At 34.4% G+C, this 21,603-nt stretch carries 24 protein-coding genes; 21 read left to right on the top strand and 3 right to left on the bottom strand.

Annotation, left to right across the window (positions count from 1 at the left end):
- Window positions 1-9: 9 nt before the first annotated feature.
- From DFR80_RS03825 to DFR80_RS03805, 5 genes are all read left to right on the top strand, one after another.
- Window positions 10-1,026, top strand: a complete 1,017-nt coding sequence (locus DFR80_RS03825; protein WP_114489247.1) for a LacI family DNA-binding transcriptional regulator — start codon at window positions 10-12, stop codon at window positions 1,024-1,026.
- A 223-nt stretch (window positions 1,027-1,249) separates the two neighbouring features.
- Complete coding sequence (locus DFR80_RS03820; RefSeq protein WP_076543750.1) at window positions 1,250-2,521, top strand: ABC transporter substrate-binding protein; 1,272 nt, start codon at window positions 1,250-1,252, stop codon at window positions 2,519-2,521.
- A gap of 55 nt (window positions 2,522-2,576) precedes the next feature.
- Window positions 2,577-3,491 (top strand): carbohydrate ABC transporter permease, encoded by a 915-nt coding sequence (locus DFR80_RS03815; RefSeq protein ID WP_076543749.1) that lies wholly within the window; start codon window positions 2,577-2,579, stop codon window positions 3,489-3,491.
- On the top strand, window positions 3,488-4,300 hold the full coding sequence (locus tag DFR80_RS03810) for a carbohydrate ABC transporter permease (protein ID WP_076543748.1): 813 nt from the start codon (window positions 3,488-3,490) through the stop codon (window positions 4,298-4,300). Before DFR80_RS03815 ends, DFR80_RS03810 begins: the two co-directional genes overlap by 4 nt.
- Window positions 4,301-4,357: 57 nt before the next feature.
- Window positions 4,358-6,415, top strand: a complete 2,058-nt coding sequence (locus tag DFR80_RS03805) for a beta-galactosidase (protein WP_076543747.1) — start codon at window positions 4,358-4,360, stop codon at window positions 6,413-6,415.
- A 93-nt stretch (window positions 6,416-6,508) separates the two neighbouring features.
- Here DFR80_RS03805 and DFR80_RS03800 read toward each other — a convergent pair whose 3' ends face one another.
- The 3 genes from DFR80_RS03800 to DFR80_RS03790 are packed head-to-tail and all read right to left on the bottom strand — an operon-like array spanning window position 6,509 to window position 8,521.
- Window positions 6,509-7,267 carry a DeoR/GlpR family DNA-binding transcription regulator gene (locus tag DFR80_RS03800; protein ID WP_076543746.1) on the bottom strand — a complete coding sequence of 253 codons (759 nt, stop codon included), beginning with the start codon at window positions 7,265-7,267 and terminating at the stop codon, window positions 6,509-6,511.
- 24 nt (window positions 7,268-7,291) lie between these two features.
- Complete coding sequence (locus tag DFR80_RS03795) at window positions 7,292-7,912, bottom strand: BMC domain-containing protein (protein ID WP_076543745.1); 621 nt, start codon at window positions 7,910-7,912, stop codon at window positions 7,292-7,294.
- Window positions 7,913-8,521: a BMC domain-containing protein gene (locus DFR80_RS03790; protein ID WP_076543744.1), complete on the bottom strand. Its 609-nt coding sequence runs from the start codon at window positions 8,519-8,521 to the stop codon at window positions 7,913-7,915. It lies immediately after the preceding gene.
- 214 nt (window positions 8,522-8,735) lie between these two features.
- Between DFR80_RS03790 and DFR80_RS03785 the strand changes: the two genes are divergently transcribed.
- From DFR80_RS03785 to DFR80_RS03710, 16 genes are all read left to right on the top strand, one after another.
- On the top strand, window positions 8,736-9,518 hold the full coding sequence (locus DFR80_RS03785; protein WP_076543743.1) for a class II aldolase/adducin family protein: 783 nt from the start codon (window positions 8,736-8,738) through the stop codon (window positions 9,516-9,518).
- Between the two features lie 20 nt (window positions 9,519-9,538).
- The gene (locus tag DFR80_RS03780; RefSeq protein WP_076543742.1) at window positions 9,539-9,811 is read left to right on the top strand and encodes a BMC domain-containing protein; all 273 of its coding nucleotides are present in this window, start codon (window positions 9,539-9,541) and stop codon (window positions 9,809-9,811) included.
- A gap of 12 nt (window positions 9,812-9,823) precedes the next feature.
- Entirely contained in the window at window positions 9,824-10,123 is a 300-nt protein-coding gene (locus tag DFR80_RS03775; protein ID WP_076543741.1) for a BMC domain-containing protein, read from the top strand.
- Entirely contained in the window at window positions 10,116-10,601 is a 486-nt protein-coding gene (locus tag DFR80_RS15550; protein WP_076543740.1) for a BMC domain-containing protein, read from the top strand. Before DFR80_RS03775 ends, DFR80_RS15550 begins: the two co-directional genes overlap by 8 nt.
- A 34-nt stretch (window positions 10,602-10,635) precedes the next feature.
- Window positions 10,636-10,926 (top strand): BMC domain-containing protein, encoded by a 291-nt coding sequence (locus tag DFR80_RS03765; protein ID WP_076543739.1) that lies wholly within the window; start codon window positions 10,636-10,638, stop codon window positions 10,924-10,926.
- 13 nt (window positions 10,927-10,939) lie between these two features.
- Window positions 10,940-11,212, top strand: coding sequence for a BMC domain-containing protein (locus DFR80_RS03760; RefSeq protein WP_076543738.1), 273 nt, complete (start codon window positions 10,940-10,942; stop codon window positions 11,210-11,212).
- 51 nt (window positions 11,213-11,263) lie between these two features.
- Entirely contained in the window at window positions 11,264-11,923 is a 660-nt protein-coding gene (pduL, locus tag DFR80_RS03755) for a phosphate propanoyltransferase (protein WP_114489246.1), read from the top strand.
- A 6-nt stretch (window positions 11,924-11,929) separates the two neighbouring features.
- Complete coding sequence (locus DFR80_RS03750; protein ID WP_076543736.1) at window positions 11,930-12,193, top strand: EutN/CcmL family microcompartment protein; 264 nt, start codon at window positions 11,930-11,932, stop codon at window positions 12,191-12,193.
- A 6-nt stretch (window positions 12,194-12,199) separates the two neighbouring features.
- On the top strand, window positions 12,200-13,606 hold the full coding sequence (locus DFR80_RS03745) for an aldehyde dehydrogenase (protein WP_114489245.1): 1,407 nt from the start codon (window positions 12,200-12,202) through the stop codon (window positions 13,604-13,606).
- A 51-nt stretch (window positions 13,607-13,657) separates the two neighbouring features.
- Entirely contained in the window at window positions 13,658-14,980 is a 1,323-nt protein-coding gene (locus DFR80_RS03740) for a 4Fe-4S dicluster domain-containing protein (protein ID WP_114489244.1), read from the top strand.
- A gap of 4 nt (window positions 14,981-14,984) precedes the next feature.
- On the top strand, window positions 14,985-15,533 hold the full coding sequence (locus DFR80_RS03735) for a BMC domain-containing protein (protein WP_114489243.1): 549 nt from the start codon (window positions 14,985-14,987) through the stop codon (window positions 15,531-15,533).
- 13 nt (window positions 15,534-15,546) lie between these two features.
- Window positions 15,547-16,737, top strand: a complete 1,191-nt coding sequence (locus DFR80_RS03730) for an acetate/propionate family kinase (RefSeq protein ID WP_114489242.1) — start codon at window positions 15,547-15,549, stop codon at window positions 16,735-16,737.
- A gap of 4 nt (window positions 16,738-16,741) precedes the next feature.
- Window positions 16,742-18,172 carry a rhamnulokinase family protein gene (locus tag DFR80_RS03725; protein ID WP_114489241.1) on the top strand — a complete coding sequence of 477 codons (1,431 nt, stop codon included), beginning with the start codon at window positions 16,742-16,744 and terminating at the stop codon, window positions 18,170-18,172.
- A 122-nt stretch (window positions 18,173-18,294) separates the two neighbouring features.
- Window positions 18,295-19,563: an L-rhamnose isomerase gene (rhaA, locus tag DFR80_RS03720; RefSeq protein WP_114489240.1), complete on the top strand. Its 1,269-nt coding sequence runs from the start codon at window positions 18,295-18,297 to the stop codon at window positions 19,561-19,563.
- 147 nt (window positions 19,564-19,710) lie between these two features.
- Entirely contained in the window at window positions 19,711-20,037 is a 327-nt protein-coding gene (locus DFR80_RS03715) for an L-rhamnose mutarotase (protein ID WP_076543729.1), read from the top strand.
- Between the two features lie 50 nt (window positions 20,038-20,087).
- A complete protein-coding gene (locus tag DFR80_RS03710; protein ID WP_076543728.1) occupies window positions 20,088-21,584 on the top strand; it encodes a sugar ABC transporter ATP-binding protein in 1,497 nt (498 codons plus the stop codon).
- Window positions 21,585-21,603 lie beyond the last annotated feature (19 nt).

Genomic DNA, 21,603 nt, shown 5'->3' with positions numbered 1-21,603 from the left:
GGTAATCATATGATTAGATTAAAAGATGTTGCAAAAAAAGCAAATGTTTCTCCTGCTACCGCTTCTTTAGCTTTAAATGATAATGAGCTGGTAAATGACAAGACAAAAGCTAGAGTAAAAAAAGTGGCAAAAGAAATGAACTATATTCCTGATGCAAGAGCAAAGGCTTTAAAGACTAAAGAAACGAAAATTATTGGACTTGTTATTCCAGAAATAGATAACCCTTTTTTCTCAGAAATTGCAAAAGAAATAAAAACTGTCGCTAAAAAGAATGGTTATAATATTATCTACTGTGGAGTGGAAAGTAAAGAAGATGAACTGGATTATATTACCCTTTTTCGAGGTATGCAGGTAGATGGTGCTATTTTTGCCTCTTCTGTCAGTACTTCCGATTTAAATATAGATTTGATCAAAGAATTGGCTGATAATTTTATTCCAGTTGTTTTTATTGACCGACTTTTAGATGCTGGAGATAGAATTGATTCTGTTAATTCTGATCTGGAAAGAGCAGCTTTTATTGCAGCAGAACATCTTTATAATCTGGGGCATAGAAAAATTGCTTTTGCTGGTAAGGAGAATGAATTTAGAATGACCGGTTATTTAAAAGTTTTAAAGAAATATAACTTAAATTATGATAATCAATATTTATTTAAAAATATACTTTCATTTGAAGATGGTTATAAATTAGGCAAAAAAATTGCCGACCAGTTAGAAACGAAGAGGCCAACAGCAATTTTATCTCATAATGACGAAGTTGCTATTGGTTTAGTCCAGTCTCTTGTTAGTTCCGGAATTAGTGTGCCGGATAAAATATCCATTTGTGGAATTGATAATATTCGTCTCTCACACTTTTATAATCCTGCTTTAACAACTGTTGATATACCTAATAAAAAGATGGCGAGAAAAGCGATAAAATTATTGCTGAATAAAATTAAAAATAAAAATAAGTCTGCAGCCAGGCATATTAAATTTGATGTTTCTTTAATTGAAAGAGAAACTACTCAAAAAGTTGGGCTTAATATTTAATATAGAACTTGATTTTAGGGAATTTTAAATAAAATTTCTTTAAACAGAATTTAAATCGATTTAAATAAAGTTAATATTCTTACTTTAAATCGATTTAAAGATAAAATAGTTTAGTTTAAGTAAATACATACTTAAGGGGGGATGATTTAGCAAAAGTTTAAATCGATTTAAAACACTTGCTGGTTAGGTCTGTAACTTAACTAAAATTTTTAGGAGGATGAAAATGAAGAAAAAATTAACTGTATTATTTTTAATGTTGATGATGCTGGCTGGGTTTTCAACTTTGAGCTTTGCTCAGGAAAATGCTACAATTACAGTCTGGTGCTGGGATCCTAATTTTAATATTTATGCTATGGAAAAAGCAGCAGATATTTATAAAGATATTAATCCAAATGTGACAGTAGATGTACAGGAAGTTGCCTGGGAAGATATCCAGACAAGATTGAGTACCTCTCTGAGTGCAAATCAAACAAAAGATCTACCTGATATTGTTTTAATGCAGGACAATGCCCTAATTAAAAATGTTAGTAGTTTTCCGGATGCCTTTTATGACCTATCAGATAGTGGTATAAATTTTGATAAATTTGCAGACTTCAAAGTAGAACTGACTACTGTAGATGGTAGAAATTATGGTGTTCCTTTTGATAACGGAGCAGCAATTAATGCAATGAGAGTTGATGTTTTAGAAGAAGCAGGTTATACAATTGATGATTTTACAGATATTACCTGGAAAGAGTTTATTGAAAAAGGTTCAAAAGTTAGAGAAAAAACTGGGAAACCATTACTTTCTGCTATTGCTGGGGAATCTGATCTGTTAATGGTTATGCTGCAGAGTACAGGTAACTGGTTATTTGATAGCAATGGAGAACCATATATAACTGAAAATGAAGCACTAAAAGAAGTGATTAGAGTTTATCAGGAATTATTAAAAAAGAAGATTTTAGTTGAAGTAAATGACTGGGATCAGTATATTAGTTCATTTCAGAGTGGAACTGTAGCTGGGACCATGAATGGGGCCTGGATTATCGGATCAATTGTGCCGGTAGAGGAGCAGGCTGGAGATTGGAGAATAACTAATATTCCTCGATTTGGCAGTATTGAGGGAGCAACAAATTACAGCAGTCAGGGTGGATCAAGTTGGATGGTAATGGCAAGTTCTAAAAATCCAGAGTTGGCAGCTGATTTCTTAAATCAAACATTTGCCGGTAGTAAAGAATTATACGAAACAATACTCCCTTCATCAGGAGCACTGGCAACTTACTTACCAGCAGGTGATAGTGAAGTTTATAATGAACCTCATCCTTATTTTGGTGGTCAGAAAATTTATTCAGATATAACTGATTTTGCTTCTAGAGTTCCAAGAGTAAAATACGGTATCTATAATTATGAAGCAAGGGATGCTGTTAGTACAGCAATTACACAGATAATGCAGGGTCAGAATATAATGGATGCTTTAAATGAGGCACAATCAACTGTAGAATTCCAGATGTGGTAAAATAAAAGTCAGTTGGGGGGGACTATCCCCCTCAACTTTTTTAAAGGAGGTTAGAATGATACATACAACTATCGAAAAAATTAAAAGTTATAAAAACGGTTTTTCAATTAATACAAAACACAAACTGATTGGCTGGTTTTTTGTTATTCCTGGAGCTCTTCTGATTTTTTCATTTTATTTTTATCCTATAATTAGAGCTTTTATTCTTTCACTTCAGGGAGGAGTCGGCAATAATCTGAGATTTGCCGGACTGTTTAATTATAAGCGGCTGCTCCAGGATGGTCTTTTTAAACAATCAATGTTTAATGTTTTTATTTATTTAATTTTACAGGTTCCAATTATGCTTAGTCTGGCACTGATTTTAGCTGGAATACTAAATGATAGGACTTTAAAATTTAGAAGTTTTTTTAGAACAGCTATCTTTGTACCCTGTGCAACTTCTCTTGTTTCTTATGCAATTATTTTTCGCTCAATGTTTGCTCTAGATGGTTTTATAAATACAATTTTAATGAATTTAAATATCCTTGCTGAACCAATTAACTGGCTTGGTGGTCCCTGGACAGCAAGACTGCTAATTGTAATTGGACTGACCTGGCGCTGGACAGGATATAATATGATTTTTTATCTGGCAGGGTTGCAGAATATTGATCCGGCAATTTATGAGGCAGCAAAAATTGATGGTGCAAGTGCTTTTGATCGTCTGACTAAAATAACTATTCCAATTTTAAAACCAATTATTCTGCTGACAACCATTATGTCTACAAATGGAACTCTGCAGATTTTCGATGAAACTCAGAACCTTACCAGTGGGGGACCGGCTAATGCTACTCTATCTGTGTCACAGTATATTTATCGATTATCTTTTGAATATGTACCACGGTTTGGTTATGCAGCAGCAATTGCTTTTGTTGTTTTTATAATAGTAGCTGTTTTATCATTTATGCAGCTTAAGGTTGGTGATGAAAGATGAGAAAAGAAAAAATATTTAGAGCATCCAAGTATTTATTTTTAATTTCAATTTCATTTTTGTCTTTATTTCCTCTATTGTGGATGTTTATTGCTGCAACCAATAAAAGTGTTGATGTACTTGCAGGAACATTATTTCCAGGGACTAATTTAGTTGAAAATTTTAAAACACTAACAGCTAATACTAATCTTTACAGAGCGATGTGGAATTCTTTTAAATATGCAGCTGTAACTACTCTAGCAAGTTTATTAGTTTCTTCACTTGCTGGTTATGGTTTTGAAATTTATCATGATCGAGGTAAAGATTTTTTAATGAATATCTTATTACTTTCAATGATGGTTCCTTTTGCAGTAATTATGGTACCATTATATATGCTATTTGGTAATTTAGGTTTATTAAATACAACTGCCGGATTTGCTCTGCCAACAGTTTCAACGGCTTTTTTGATCTTTTTATTCAGACAGAGCAGTCGTAATTTTCCTCATGAAGTAATTGAAGCTTCGAGATTGGATGGTTTAACTGAAGTTGGAATTTTCTTTAGAATGTTTATTCCCATAATGCGTTCTACATATGCAGCGGCAGCAGTTATTACTTTTATGAATGCCTGGAATAATTATCTCTGGCCTTTAATTATTATGCAAAAAGAAAGCGCCAGAACTATGCCGCTCTTAATTTCAAATTTAACAGCAGGTTATACAATAGATTATGGGGTTTTAATGCTTGCTGTAGGAATTAGTATTCTGCCAACTTTAATTATTTTTCTAGCCTTACAAAAGAATTTCGCCGAGGGAGTTACCGGATCAGCTAAATAATTAGTTATTTAAAATAATAATTTTGGAATAAATATAGAAAAAGAAAGGGAGTTAAATATGCAAAAATATGATTTATTTAACGGACAAATAGATTCAATGCTTCATGGTGCAGATTATAATCCTGATCAGTGGTTACATCGACCTGATATTTTAAAAAAAGATATTGAATTAATGAAAAAAGCAAACTGTAATGTGATGAGTCTGGGGATTTTTGCCTGGGCTACTCTGGAGCCAGAGGAGGGAAAATACCAATTTGAATGGCTGGATCAGGTAATTGATAATTTATATGAAAATGATATTAATGTAATTCTCGCAACACCCAGTGGAGCAAGACCCGACTGGCTGGCAGCAAAATATCCTGAGGTTTTAAGAGTGAATTCTGATCGCAGTAAAAATTTATTTGGAGAAAGACATAATCACTGCTATACGGCTCCTGTTTACAGAGAAAAAATAGCTAAATTAAATAGAAAACTGGCTCAAAGATACGGAGATCATCCGGCAGTTATAATGTGGCATGTCTCTAATGAATATGGGGGAGAATGTCACTGTGATCTCTGTCAGGCAGAGTTTCAAAGCTGGCTTAAAGATAAATATGGTGATTTAGAAACTTTAAATCGGGCCTGGTGGTCCACATTCTGGAGTCATAATTATACAGACTGGGAAAATATAGAATCACCAGCCCCTCAGGGTATGCAGTCTAGTCACGGACTTGTTTTAGATTGGAAAAGATTTGTAACTCAGCAGACCCTGGATTTTTACAAAAATGAAATTAAACCTTTAAGGGAGCTGAGTCCAGATATTCCGGTAACAACAAACTTTATGTATAGATATAATGGACTTGATTATTCAAAATTTGCAGATGAGGTTGATGTTATTTCCTGGGATAGTTACCCAAGCTGGCACAGTGATCATGAAAGCGATAGTTATAGAGCTGCAGATGTAGCTTTTATGCACGATTATTTTAGATCACTAAAAGATGGAAAACCATTTTTACTTATGGAAAGTACCCCCAGTAAAACTAACTGGCAGCCGGTTGCAAAACTTAAAAGGCCCGGCATGCATAAGCTTTCTTCCCTCCAGGCAGTGGCTCATGGTTCAGATTCAGTACAGTATTTCCAGTGGCGTAAGGGCAGAGGAGGTTTTGAAAAATTTCATGGAGCAGTAGTTGATCACGTTGGGCATGAAAATACCAGGGTTTTTAAAGATGTTAAAAATTTAGGGGCAGATCTGAAAAAACTGAATAAAATTGTAGGTACCACAGTTGAGCCAGAAGTTGCAGTTATTTTTGATACTGAAAATCGCTGGGCAATTAATGAAGCTTCAGGACCAAGACAGAAAAAAAGAAATTATGTAGAAAGCTGTGTCAAACATTATCAGGCTTTCTGGAAAAAAGGGATTTCCGTAGATGTAATAGATCAGACAAAAGATTTTTCAAAGTATAAAATAGTTGTGGCTCCTATGTTATATATGCTTAAAAATGGAACTGCAGCTCGTTTAAAAGAGTTTGTTAAAAATGGAGGAACTGTTGTCAGTACTTACTGGTCAGGGATTGTTAATGAAACTGATCTGTGCTTTGAAGGCGGATTTCCTGGAAAATTGAAAGATTTATTTGGAATTTGGTCCGAAGAGCTGGATGTACTCTATGATAATGATAGTAATACAATTATTTTTAATCAGGAAAATGAATTAAATCTGACTGGAGAATATACAGCAAAAATTTTCTGTGATCTCATTCATCTTAAAGAAGCAAAATCTCTGGCTGAATATAAAAATGATTTTTATGCCGGTCGGCCTGCTTTAACAGTAAATGAATATGGAAACGGAAAGGCATATTACATTGCTTCCAGAAATGAAGAAAAGTTTGTAGATGATTTTTATCAAAGCCTAATTGAAAAACTGGATTTAAATCAGCCTTTAAATGTAAAATTACCAGAAGGTGTAACCGCACAAACAAGAAGTGATGGAGAAAATGAATATGTTTTTATTATGAACTTCAGCAATCAGAAAAAGGAGATATTTTTAAATAAAAAACAATTTAGTTTATTAAAAGAAAGTAATTTAAACAAAAAAATAGAATTAGGCAGTTATGAGATTGAGATTATAAAAAAAGTGTAAAATTAAAAAAACAATCTTTATCTGATGATATAGAATCCCCTTATGGTAGACGGATTGAATAATATCCGCTCTATCCAGAAGGGGTTTTTCTTTTTAAACCACTTTTAGTCCGGCAGATTCAAATTCATCGATGATTTTAATATCAGCATTACTGTCAGTTATTAAAGTATCAATGTCTTCAAAATTAACAAATTTAGCAAGCCCGGTCTGGTTTAATTTACAGTGATCAGCCAGAATGATAATTTCATTAGTCTGTTTAATCATATTTTCTTTAACCTCAATTTCCAGTTCATTTGAATCTGTAGCACCATGCTGAACAGTTATTCCCTTACAGGAGGCAAAAATCTTATCAGCAAAATATTTTTTAACTGTTTCATTAGCCAGTGGCCCTACAAAAGAAAAAGAATTGGAGCGTAGAGTTCCTCCGGTCGAAATTACAGTAATATTATCATAATCAATTAATTCCATCATTATCTTAATTGAATTTGTAATAACAGTTAAATTATTAAGATTTGCCAGTTCTCTTGCTAAATACATGGCAGTTGTACTTGCATCCAGAAAAATTGTTTCACCTTCTTCAATCAAGTTAACTGCTTTTTTTGCTATTTCAGTTTTAGAATTTTTCATTTTATTTTCCCGAACATTAAAACTGAGTTCAGCTTTACTATTTGTTTCTATCGCAACTGCCCCTCCATGGATGCGAGATAATAATTCTCTTTCATCCAAAACATCAAGATCTCTTCTAATTGTTTCTTCAGTTACATCCAATTCTTCACTTAAATCTGATACATGGACTGTTCCATCAATATTTATTTTTTCTAAAATTCTCTGTCGTCTTTCTTCAGCTAGCATAAAATCACTTCCTTATTATATATATTATAAACTCATTACAATCTGTTGGTCAACATTTGCTATTAAACTACTGCCTATATATTTTCCCTGTTTTATAATAATTTCTTTAGCAGCAGCTGAAGCTAACTTTAAAACATCAATTTTACCGGCTAAAATTAATGTTAATCTCCCTGAACCCATTTTTTTACAGTCAATAATTTCTAGAGGGAAATCATCTGTCAATTGATCAGCAGCTGTGATTAGAGCAATTAAACCTCTGGAATCTAGAAAAAGAAGAGAGTCATAATTTTGTTCTTTTAATTTATTTGTTTTAAACTTACCTATTCTAGTATCTTTACTAAAGAAAAAATCAATAATATTTTTATCAGGGCTATTTATTACCTTAGTTGAAATTAGTCTGGAAACTCCAGCTTTGATTATATTTTGAGAAGGTATTTGCTGGCAGATATTTTTAACAGTTTCTACAGCAATTTCTCTGCCATTAAGACAAGAACTGTGTTTTCCATTAAATACTGCAGTATTATATGCTGAACCATATCTTTTATATGTAATAAAATTGAGGTTAGTACTTTTTAAGACTTCATCAACAGCAGCAATAAGTGGGCTAAAACTTCTGCATTCGATTAACAAATAATTATTTTCCATTTATATCCCCTCTTTACTAAGCTGTTTAATTGTTAAAGCTGGATTGCTCAGAATAGAAGAGGCTGGTGATTTATAATACTTAGCAGCAGTTCTACGGGCAACTTTTTCTGCAGCAGCTAGAGCGTCATTGCTACCTTGAAATTTAAGACAGACAATTAAACCCGGAGTTCCAGCCCCACCTTTTGACTTTTCCATTGCCAGTAATTCTACATCGGTAGTTTTTAAGACCTGATCTGCAGTTTTTAAAGCTGCTGAAAAAGTAAATACTTCAATTAAGGCTATTGCATTTTTTATTTCAGCATAATTGGTTTTATTACTTTTATTATTTGAACTATCTTTTTTTAAAATATATTTTTCGAGCTCATTACTTAGATTGTTTATAGATACTGCTCCTAAAACATCATTAATTTTTGCTGCTTCTCTTTTTCCGATTTCTAAAGCATTATTTATTTCTGCTGTATTACCACTTATGATAACAGAAGAAAGGCCTGCACCTAGACTGTTTTTTGCACCTATAAAATCAACATTTGAGAATTTAAGCATTTTATTAAGAGCAAAATAGGTAGCGGAGCGTCCCTTACATTCTAAAACTCCATAATTTCTTCCCATAATTTTCACCTCAAATTAAGCTAACATTATTATATATTAATAATTTTGATTTAATTTTAACACAATTTTCTTATATAATCAATTTTTTAAGTAAATAAAAACACAAAAAACAAAAATAAATAAATAAAAAACCAAAAAAAGATTGAAATAAAATAAAATATACTGTATAATATATTTGTAATTAAGCAAATAAAACAAAAAAAGAGGTGATAAAATGAAGAACGAATTTCAATTAAAAAAAGATATATGCGAAATTGGCAGAAGAATCTATCAGAATGGTTTTGTAGCTGCTAATGACGGAAATATATCGATCAGAATTGGAGAAAACGAACTGCTTGCAACGCCAACTGGTGTAAGTAAGGGATTTATGACACCCGATATGATTGTGAAAACGGATATGGAAGGTAATGTAATTTCAGGTAAGTTAAAACCATCTTCTGAACTCAAAATGCACATTGATGTTTATAAACAGCGTGATGATGTTAAATCTGTGGTTCATGCTCATCCGCCAACAGCAACTGGCTTTGCAGTAGCAGGCATTCCACTTAATGACATGATAATGCCGGAGGTTATTATAAGTCTGGGTACTGTGCCAATTGCAGAATATGGTACACCTTCAACAATGGAGATACCAGAAAACGTACGTAAATATCTTGACTGTTATGATGGAGTACTTCTGGAAAATCACGGTGCTTTAACAGTAGGTACAGATTTGACAAATGCTTATTTTAAAATGGAAACTATTGAACTGGCAGCAAAAATTAATCTAACAGCCAGACAGTTAGGTGGAATTAAAGAAATTTCTAATGATAATGTAGATAGATTATATCAAATTAGAGAAAAGTTAGGTGTTCAGGGTAAACATCCTGCTACCTGTAAAGTTAATCCTAATCAAAAAAATAGTAATTTAAATTCCAGTACTAATGATATATCTGAAGATAATCTGGAAACTCTGGTAAGCGAAATTACCAAGAAAGTTATTTCTGAACTAGAATAATAAAAAAAGGGGGTCTCAAAATGGCCAATCAGTCAGTTGGATTGATCGAGGTTAGAGGTTTAGTTTCAGCTGTTCATGTTGTTGATGCAATGGTCAAGGCCGCCGGTGTCAAGCATCTTTCTACCAAAAAAGATCTTGGCGGTGGTCTGGTTACTATTGTTGTAGAAGGTGATGTTGGTTCTGTAAAGGCAGCTGTAGATGCAGGTAAGAACTCTGTCAGTGGTAGGGCAGAAGTTTTTTGTGCTGAAATTATTCCAAGACCACATCCTGGTTTAACAAAATATTTAAAATAAGAGGTGAAAAAAATGGCAAGAGAAGCAGTTGGATTTATAGAAGTTTATGGTTTTAGTCCAGCAATTTTAGCAGCAGATATTGCGTTAAAAACTGCAGATGTTGATTTAGCAGCGATTGAATCAACAAAAGGCAAACCTGGTTCACCCGGTTTAGTTGTTTTCATTAAGTTAAGAGGTAGCGTAGATGCGGTTAAGGCAGCAGTAGAGGCGGGTGTAGAAAAGGCTGCAAATTATACTGAAGTAATTGCCTCAAATGTAATTGCCAGACCGGATTCTTCTTTAAATAGTGTGGTGGATTACAGCAATGTCTGAAAATAATAGTAAAGAAAAAGTAAAGAATGATAAAGTTAATGAAGATGCTGTCAAAAAAGAAGATAGATATTTAGTAAAAGCTAAAAAAACTGAAAATAATGAAAGTGTTAAAAAATCTGATAAAAAAGAAGTTGAAATCAATTCTGATCTAAAAGTTAGTGAAGAAAAAAGTTCGGAACCAAAACAGGAGGTAAAAAAAATGAGTAAACAGGCACTTGGATTAGTAGAATGTAGAGGTTTAACTGCGGCTACAGAGGCAGCAGATGCAATGATCAAAGCGGCAAATATAGAATTAGTTGCAACAGAAAAAATAGGATCCGGTCTGGTATGTGTAATGGTTAGAGGAGATGTAGGAGCAGTAAAAGCAGCTACTGATGTTGGTGGCGAAGCTGTTTCTAGATTAGGTGAATTAGTAGCTGTTCATGTAATCCCAAGACCACATGATGAATTAGAAAAAATTCTACCAAAAGCAAAATAAGTATAAATAACTTTGGGAAAGGAGCTAGATAAATATGGGTAATTCTCTGGGACTTATTGAAACAATTGGTCTTTCAGGAGCTGTAGCAGCAGTTGATCAGATGTTAAAATCTGCTAATGTAGAATTAGTTGGAGAATATATATATTCAGGTTCTGGTTTAATAACCGTTATGGTACAGGGTGAAATTGGAGCAGTTCGAGCTGCAATAGAAGCAGGAGAACAGGCTGCAGGGAAACTGACAACAATAAAATCTGTCCATGTTATTCCAAGACCACACAGCGATACAGAAAGAGTTTTTCTGGCAAAAAAAGAAGAAAGTAATTAAAGGAGGTACATAAATGGCCGGTTTATCACTTGGTATGATTGAAACAAAAGGATTTGTTGGAGCAGTTGAAGCAGGAGATACAATGGTTAAAGCTGCTAATGTAGAGTTAGTTGGATATGAACAGATTGGCTCTGGTTATGTTTCAGTAATTATTCGTGGAGACATTGGAGCAGTAAAAGCTGCTGTTGATGCTGCAGTAGAAGCGGTAGGAAGAGTCGGTGAAATGGTTGATTATGATGTAATTGCCAGACCGGATAAAGGAATTAATGATATATTACCAAAGTAAAGAAATATTCTTAAATAAATATTTATATTTTATTGAGAAGGAGGTATGCAGTTGGATAAAAGTGATTTAATTCAAATGGTTACAGATCAAGTTTTAGAATCACTTAATGAGAAGAGTCTAAAATCTGATCAGTCAAAATATAAGATTCCAATTGGAATTTCTGTAAGACATATTCATATTACTCAGAGTGATTTAGAAAAATTATATGGTTCGGGATATAAACTTAGCAAAAAAAGTGACCTGGCTCAGCCGGGAGAATTTGCCTCAAATGAGGTTGTAACTCTTGTTGGACCAAGACTTAAAAGTATAGAAAATGTTAGAATCTTAGGTCCAGTTCGTGACCACACTCAGGTGGAAGTTTCCCAGACAGACGCTTTTACCTTAGGTATTAAACCACCAGTAAGACGTTCGGGAAATATTTCTGGCTCTGAATCATTAACTCTGGTTGGCCCAGAGGGATCAATAACTCTAAAAGAAGGGGTTATCAGAGCTAACAGGCATATACATATGCCACCTGAAGCAGCAGCCGAAATGAATGTTAAAGATGATGAGATCGTCAGTGTTGAAATCCCAGGTAAAAAAGGGGTTATTTTAAGAAATGTTCAGGTTAGAGTCAAAAAAGGCTGGGTTTTACAGATGCATTTAGATACAGATGATGCAAATGCTGCTGATGTTCAGTGTGGTTTAAAAGCCAGGATCATTAAGGAGTGAAACTAAATGCAAATAATGGAGGTAGTTGGTAATTTAATTGCTACCAGAAAAGATGAAAAACTGGTAGGATCCAAATTTTTAGTGTTAAAAGATTATCAGGCTAAAGATGATTCTCAACTAACTGTAGCTGTTGATCTTCTGGGAGCTGGAGTGGGAGAAAAAGTCTTGATAGTTGAGGGCAGTAGCGCTCGCAAAGCACTAAATAGAGATGATGTAGCAGTTGATGCTGTTGTAGTTGGAATTGTTGATAATATAGATATTAGGGAGTGATAGTTAATGGCAGTAGATGAAAATAAAATCGCTTCGATTGTTAAAACTGTATTAGAGAATATAGAAAAGGAAGGTGCTGCTCAGACTCAGGTTGCTGAAGGCAAAAGAGGAATTTTTTCAGATCTTGATTCAGCAGTAGGAGCAGCTGTAAAAGCTCAAAAAGAATATAAGGAAATGAAGAAAGAACAGAGAGCAGATTTAATTGAAGCTGTAAGAAATATTAGTGTTGAAAATGCAGAACGACTTGGTAAAATGGCTGTTGATATAACCGGCTTAGGTCGCTGGCAGGATAAAAAACAAAAAATTATTAACTCAGCTACTTTAACACCGGGTTTAGAAGATATAAAAACTGAAGTTTTAGATGGTGATGAAGGACTATCTTTGATTGAAAAAGTTCCGGTTGGTTTTGTAGTTTTAATTGCGCCAACTACCCATCCTATAGCTCAGATTGTTAATCATGCTATCTGTATGCTGGCTGCAGGTAATTCAACTTTTATCTGTCCTCATCCAAGAGCACAGGAAGTGACCAGAGAAATCATTAGATTAATTAATGATGCAATTGAAAAAGCTGGGGGCCCCAAAAATCTTGTTGTTGCCTTAGATAAAGTTAGTTTAGAAATTGTACAGACAGTTGTTAAACATCCAGAAACAGATATGATAATGGCTGCAGGGGGACCTTCTGTAGTTGAAATGGCACTGACAAGTGGTAAAAAAGCTATAGCAGCTGGCCCTGGTAATCCACCAGTACTGGTAGATGAAAGTGCTGATATTGCTCAGGCAGCAAAAGATATTATCAATGGAGCTGTTTTCGATAATAATATTTTATGTATAGCTGAAAAAGAAATTTTTGCTGTTAATTCAATCGCAGATCAGCTGTTAAAAGAATTAGCAAATAATGATTTTTATATATTAAGAGGCGAAGAAATAAATAAAGTTACAGATCTTGTTGTAAAAGATCCTGAACATGTAAATCCAGATTATGTAGGTAAAGATGCTGCAGTAATCTTAAATGATGCTGGAATAAATGTACCTGACAATATTAGAGGAGCAGTAATGGACGTAGATTTTGATCATCCTCTGGTAATGATTGAACAGATGCTGCCGGTTTTACCTCTGGTAAGAGTTAATGATTTTGCTGAAGGTTTAGAAAAATCATTAACAGCAGAACAGCATTTTGGCCATACAGCAATGCTGCATTCCAATCAGCTGGACAGAATTGCGGAATTCTCAAGAAAAATGGAAGTTACAATTTCAGTTATTAATGGACCTTCTTATGCAGGACTCGATGTTGAGGGTGACAGCAACTATACTCATTCAATTGCTGAACCTACCTTTGAAGGGATCTGTACTCCTAAAAATTATACGAGAGAAATAAGAACTTCAATCTGTGGAGGAATTCAGTTCTCATATTAAATATAGTCCAGTTAAATTATTATATTAAAAAGTTTCATTGGAGGTGAGCAAATGGCAGCAAATAAGATTATTGATTTGATAAGGAATGCAGGAGTTGTTGGAGCTGGCGGTGCTGGTTTTCCAACTCATGTAAAACTGGATGCAGAAGTAGATACTTTAATAGCCAATGGGGCTGAGTGTGAGCCATTATTAGAAGTCGATCAGCAGTTAATGAAATATAAAGCCCGGGAATTTGTCAGTGCTTTAGAAGATGCAAGAGAATTGCTGGGGGCAAAAAAGGCTGTTATAGCTTTAAAGTCGAAATATAAAGAAGAAATAGCCAGTATAAATAAAGTTCTAAAAGATTATCAGCAGATTGAAATTTTTGAGATGGAAAACTTTTATCCTGCTGGAGATGAACAGCAGATTGTTTACGAAGTAACAGGGCGTATTATTCCTGAAGGTGGAATTCCTTTAATGGTCAGTACTGTTGTCATTAATATTGAAACACTGGTTAATGTTAACAAAGCTTTAAAAGGAAAGAGTTTAACCGAAAAATATTTAACTATTACTGGTGAAGTTGAGAATCCGCAAACTTTAAAAGTACCGCTTGGAACTTCACTTAAAAAAATAATTGATCTGGCAGGTGGTGCCACAGTTAAAGATTATAAATTGATTGATGGTGGACCGATGATGGGTAAACTGGTAAATATAGAGGATGTTGTAACTAAAACCACCAAAGGTATTCTGGTTTTACCTGCAGATCATAAAATTATAATCGACCGCAGTGTGCCGATTGAAAATGATATTAGACGCTCGGTATCTGTCTGCTGTCAGTGCAGAGCCTGTACTGACGTCTGCCCACGTAATTTGCTGGGACATTCTCTTGAACCCCATATGATTATGCGTGGAGTTGCTTATGGGATAGATACAGATAAGGATTTATTTACTCAGGCAGATCTCTGCTGTGAGTGTGGAGCCTGTGATACCTGGGGCTGTCCAATGGGGCTTCATCCCCGAAGTATTATTGTAGAGGTAAAAAAACAGCTGGCAGAAAATGGTTACAGACGAGAGGATAATCCAGAAGTTGATTCAGTTCATCCAATGCGGGAATATCGTCAGATTCCAGTATCCAGACTTGTTTCCAGACTGGGAATAAAAGAATATGATAATCATCTTCCTTTCTCTGATAAAAATGTAGAGATTAAGCGAGTTGAACTTCCTTTAACTCAGCATATTGGAGCACCAGCAAGTCCTGTAGTTAAAGTTGGAGACACTGTAAAAAAAGGAGATTTAATTGCTGAAATACCAGCTGACTCTTTAGGGGCAAATATACATGCAGCAATTGATGGAAAAATTAAATCACTTGGAAAAAGTATAGTTATTGAGAGGTGAAAATATGAATAGAGCTGTAGGACTACTTGAATTTAATAGTATTGCTGCCGGAATTGAAATAGCAGATTTAATAGTCAAATCTGCTCATATAGAGCTGCTGCAGGCTCAACCTGTTTGTCCGGGTAAGTATGTGGCTATGTTCCATGGAGAAGTTGGTTCTGTAAAAAGTGCTGTGGAAACTGGCCAAAAAGAAAGTAAGGAATTTTTTGTGGATAGTTTTATTCTGGCAAATGTTCATCAGGATGTAATTCCTGCCTTAACAGGTGCTGTTCAGATAGGAGAGGTTAAAGCTCTGGGAGTAATTGAAACTTTTTCTGTTGCCTCAGCAATTGTTGCAGCTGATCTGGCGGCTAAAACAGCTCAGATTAGACTGCTTGAAGTCAGAACAGCAATGGGAATGGGAGGAAAGGCAGTATTAACATTTACTGGAGATATTGGTTCTGTAGAAATAGCTCTGGGAACAGCGGCCAAAAATGTTGCTGATAAGGGATTGCTTGTCAAAAAATCATTTATTCCCTCAGTACATAAAGATCTAATGGATAAGTTATTATAGGAGTGGTTTTAGTATGAAAATTTTTGTTTTAAATAGTGGAGGTTCATCAGTTAAATTCAAAATTTTAAAAATGCCAGCTGAAGAAGAAATTGCTTCTGGTAAGGTAGAAAAGCTGGGCAGTAAAGATGCAATTTTTCATTTAAAATATGATAATGATAGTCTTAAAGAGAGTTTAGAGATTAAAAATCACGGTGAAGCAATCAATCATATTTTAGAAACACTGATTAAACCAGAAATTAAAGTTTTAAATAAGTACCAGGAAATTGATGTAGTAGGACATCGAGTGGTTCATGCGGGCGAAAATTTTACTGGTTCTGTAATGATTGATCAAAAAGTTATGGATACTATAAGAGATAGTTTTGATCTGGCACCACTGCACAATCCGCCTAATTTAAAAGGGATAGAAATTTTTAAAGAAATTTTACCTGAGACACCGATGGTTGCAGTTTTTGATAATGCTTTTCATGCAGAAATACCGGATTATGTCCGCACTTATGCTATACCTTATAAATATTACAAAAAATACTCTGTTCGCCGTTATGGTTTCCACGGTATAACATTTGATTATATGACTGATAGAGCAGCAGAAATTTTGCAAAAAGATAAAAATGATTTAAAACTATTTTCTTTAATGCTTGGAAGCGGCTGTACTGCTAATGCTTTTAAAGATGGAAAATCTTATGAAGTAAGCACAGGTTTTACTCCCTTAGAAGGACTTGTTCAGTCAACTCGTTCTGGTGATGTTGATCCGGCAGCTATTCTTTATTTAATGCGAAAGGAAGATCTTTCTGTTGATGAAATGGACAGAATTTTGAATAAAGAAAGCGGCTGGAAGGGAATTTCCGAGATAAGCAGTGATTTTAGAAAAATAGTTGAAGCATATAGAGATGGTAATAAAATGGCAGAACTGGCTATTAAGACCGCAGTTCACCGGGCTCAAAAATATCTTGGTGCTTATACAGCTGTGATGGGAGGCCTGGATGCAGTAGTTTTTGCCGGTGGAGTTGGCGAAAATTCAGTGCTTTTAAGAGAAAAAATCTGCAGTAACTTGGAACATCTAAATATAAAAATAGATAAAGAGGCTAATCAGAATCTTGAGGGAGAAGGAATAATTTCAGCTGAAGATTCTGAGGTAAAGATTGTAGTTGTAAATACAGACGAAGAAGTAGTAATTGCCAGAGAAAGCTACAACAAGGTGGTGTAAATAAATGACTCAAAGTAAAAAAGTATTAGCCTGTGACCTGGGAGCATCAAGTGGCAGGGCAATACTAGGTAGTTTTGATGGTCAAAAAATAGATTTAGAAGTTTTACATAAATTTTCTAATGGTGGTACCTATTTAAATAATGATTTTCACTGGGATACCCTAAAACAGTATAACGAAATAAAAGCAGGTATCAAAAAGGCTATTAAAAAAACCTCTAATCAACTTGACTCGGTTGGGATTGATACCTGGGGGGTTGATTATGGTCTTTTAGATGAAAACGGGACCTTAATGTCAGTTCCTTATCATTATCGAGATCAGCGAACAGAGGGATTAATGGAGGAAGTATTTAAAAAAATTTCTAAAGCAGAAATTTACCGGGAAACTGGAATTCAATTTATGGAGTTAAATACAATTTTTCAACTTTTTGCAGATTTAAAAAATCGTCCCTGGATTATAGATAATGCAGAGGACTTATTATTTACTCCTGATCTCTTAAATTATTTTTTAACCGGCAAAAAATTTAATGAATACACAATAGCTTCAACGTCTCAGCTTTATAATCCTTTAAAAGATAAGTGGTCAGAAAAAATTTATAATAAGCTTAATCTACCTGAGAGTATGATGCAGCAGATAATTAGACCGGGTGAAAAAGTTGGTGATATACTGCAAAAAGTAAAAGCCGAATGTGGAATTAGGGGAGAACTTCCTGTGATAGCAGTTGGCAGCCATGATACAGCTTCTGCTGTAGCAGCTGCCCCACTTAAAGATGAAAATAGTGCCTATCTCTCCAGTGGCACCTGGTCCTTATTGGGAATGGAATTAGATCAGCCAATAATTACTGAAGAAAGTCTGGCTGCTAATTTTACCAATGAACTGGGAGTAGGAAATAAAGTGAGATTTTTAAAGAATATTACTGGCCTCTGGTTAATTCAGGAATGCAAAAGAATCTGGGATAGAAGGGGTATGAACTTATCATATTCTGATATTACCGAAGCTGCTGAAGCAGCAGAACCATTTAAATATTCACTTGATCCGGATCACCATGATTTTGTAAATCCTGATAATATGCCGGAAGCAATTAAAAATTACTGTAGAGAGACCGGACAGCCAGTACCTGAGGAGCCGGGGGAGATGGCCCGGGGAATTTACGAAAGTTTAGCTCAAAATTATAAAGAGGTAATAGAAAAACTGGAAAAGCTAACAGATAAAAAAATTGAAACTCTAAATATGGTTGGTGGTGGTATTCAGGCTGAAATTCTATGTCAGTATACTGCCAACATTAGTAAAAGAAGAGTTGTGACCGGACCGATAGAGGCAACAGCAATTGGCAATATTTTAACCCAGCTGATGGCACTTGGAGAGATTGCTAGTCTTGAGGAAGGAAGAGAAATAGTTCGTAATTCTGTAGAATTAAAAGAATATTTACCAGAATAAACTTATAGATTTAGCAATAAATGAAAATAAAATGAAAAGTTAATTTAAATTTATTTTCTAAAATTTATTATTTAGATTTTTATTAAAAAATTATTATCAAAACTAATTTGAGGTGATGTTTAATGTTTAATGAGAAATATATTGAGGATTCATATAAACTGGCAAAAGATATTTATGCTGAGTGGGGAGTAGATGTAGAAAATGCCATGGATAGACTGGCTAAAATTTCCATTTCTATGCACTGCTGGCAGGGAGATGATGTAAAAGGATTTGAAAATCCAGAGGGAGAACTGACCGGTGGAATTCAGACAACAGGTAATTATCCAGGTCGGGCCAGAACAGCAGAAGAATTAAGAAATGATCTGGATCAGGCATTCTCCTTAATTCCAGGTAAGCATAAATTAAATTTACATGCAATTTATTTAGAAAACGAAGGGGAATTTGTTGATCGTGACGAAATAGAACCCAAACATTTTAAAAATTGGGTAGAATGGGCAAAAGAAAAAGGTATTGGGCTTGATTTTAATCCTACTCTATTTTCTCACGAAAAAGCAGATGATGGTTTTACTCTAACTCATCCTGATAAAGAAATTAGAGATTTCTGGATAGAACACTGCAAAAGATCTAGAAAAATCGGAGAATATTTTGGTAAGGAATTAGGTCAGACAGCTGTTACAAATATCTGGATTCCAGATGGATTTAAAGACAATCCAGTAGATAGATTTGGACCACGTAAGCGTTTAAAAGAAGCTTTAGATGAAATAACAGCCGAAAAAATTGATCCTAAATATAATCTTGATGCAGTAGAGAGCAAATTATTTGGAATTGGTTCAGAAAGTTATGTTGCCGGTTCCCACGAGTTTTATCTTGGTTATGCAATGCAGAATGATCCAATTTTATGTATGGATGCAGGTCACTATCATCCAACAGAAGTGGTTTCTAATAAAATTTCGGCGGTAATGCCATTTTTAGATGAAATATTATTACATGTCAGCCGTCCGGTAAGGTGGGATAGTGACCATGTAATCATTTTAGATGATGAGCTGCAGGCTATTGCGGAAGAGATTGTCAGACCAGGTTTTGAAGACAGAGTTCATATTGGTCTTGATTTCTTTGATGCCAGTATTAACAGAGTTGCTGCCTGGGTAATTGGAACCAGAAATATGCTCAAAGCTCTGCTAAAAGCAATGCTGGAGCCAACTGAAAAACTTAAAGAAATGGAACTCGAAGGTGATTATACCAGCAGACTTGCTTTAACAGAAGAATTTAAAACATATCCCTGGCAGGCAGTCTGGAATTATTACTGCTATCAAAATGATATTCCAGTAAGTAATGATTATCTTGATCAGATCTGGAAATATGAAGAAAAAATTTTAAATAATAGAGTTTAATCCCAATGCTATAGGAGCAGATATAGTTTTTAATTAAACTTGCTCTGCTCCTCCTTCAAAACTTAGATAATCCCATCTGCAGAAGTTAATTATTATAAACTAATTTAAATTTTTGGAATAATATCAATTTTAAAATGAGGTGCTAAAATGAAGAGGTTTGGTTTTAAATTATTTTTAAAAGATAAAAATACAATTGCTGAATATAAAAAACGGCACGATGAAATTTGGCCTGAAATGTTAGAAGTTCTTGATAAAGCAGGGATTAAAAATTATTCTATCTGGAATTCAGGAAAAGTTTTATTTGGCTATTATGAATGTGAAGATAAAAATTATGCAGATAAAGTTCAGGCTGAAAGTGAAGTTGTGGCTAAGTGGAACCATCATATGGAAGATTTACTCGAAAGTGAAGAAAATGAAGAAGGAAAACTTGTACCGGTTATTGAGCCAATGGATTTAATGTTTTATAAAAAGTAGTTGCTTTTAAATGATTTATTGGACAAATATTTTTAAAAGGAGAGGTAATAATGTCCAAATATATTCTTGAGTTAAAAAATATAACTAAAACTTTTCCGGGAGTTAAAGCTTTAGATAATGTTAATTTTCAGTTAAAAGCTGGAGAAATACATGCTCTGATGGGAGAAAATGGTGCAGGGAAATCCACTTTTATTAAAGTAATTACCGGAGTTCATCAGCCAAACGGGGGAGAAATTTATTTAAATGGAGAAAAAATAAATATTAAAAACCCAAATGATTCTAAAGATTTGGGGATAGCAGCTATTTATCAGCATGCGACCAGTTATCCTCATTTAAGTGTTACTGAAAACATTTTTATGGGGCATGAAAAGATTGATTCCAGTACTAAAAGAATTTTATGGGAAGATATGCATAAAGCAGCTGAGAAACATCTGCAGGAATTGGGAGCAGAGTTTGATCCCAGACGAAGAATGAGTACTTTAAGTGTTGCTCAGCAGCAGATTGTAGAGATTGCCAAAGCTATTTCAACTAATGCAGAAATAATTATTATGGATGAGCCTACTGCTTCTTTGACCAAGACAGAGAGTGAAGATTTATATAGAATTACCGAAAAACTTCAGAAAATAGGTACTTCAATAATTTTTATTTCTCACCGCTTTGAAGATATGTATCGTCTGGCTGATCGGGTTACAGTACTCAGAGATTCACAGTATATAGGGACCTGGGGAGTAAATGAAGTCTCAAATAAAGATTTAATTAAAGCTATGGTGGGCAGAGAAATTAATCAGTTATTTCCTAAAACAGAAAAAGAAATAGGTCAGGAAATTATGAGGGTTGAAAATCTCAACCGCAAAGGGTTTTTTAAAGATATATCATTTTCACTAAAAGAAGGAGAGATTCTGGCTATTACGGGTCTTGTAGGAGCAGGTAGAACAGAGTTATGCGAATCACTCTTTGGTCTGGCTGAATATGATAGTGGCAAAATATATTTTGAAAATCAAGAAGTTAAAATTAATGAAGTCCGGGACGCAATGAAATTAGGTATTGGTTATCTGCCGGAAGACCGTCAGGAACAGGGACTGATACTGGACTGGGAACTGGATAAAAATATCACTTTAACTGCTTTAGATAAAATTTCTAAGAACGGCTGGATTAATAGAAAAAAAGAAAAGAGTATTGCCAAGAAGTTGGCAGAAAAAGTCAATGTTAAAGCAAGATCAATTTTTGATCTGGCAAAACAGCTATCTGGTGGAAATCAGCAGAAGGTAGTTGTAGCTAAACTTCTAACTTCTGATTTGAAGGTAATTATTTTAGATGAACCTACCAAGGGAGTAGATGTTGGAGCTAAGTCACAAATCTTTGAGATAATGAGTGATCTGGCAGCTCAGGGATATGCTATAATTATGGTTTCGTCAGAAATGCCTGAAGTTTTGGGGATGGGAGATAGAATTTTGGTGATGAGAAATGGCGAAATAACTGCAAAAATGAATGTGGAAGAAGCAGATCAGGAGAAAATACTGGAAGCAGCTATGAAAGAAAAGAAATAAGAAATTTAATATTAGAGGT

It is taken from the genome of Halanaerobium sp. ST460_2HS_T2, assembly GCF_003337665.1.
GTDB lineage: Bacteria > Bacillota > Halanaerobiia > Halanaerobiales > Halanaerobiaceae > Halanaerobium > Halanaerobium kushneri.
Note: the sequence above shows the minus strand (reverse complement) of the source record. Positions and strands in the feature narration are given on the sequence as shown.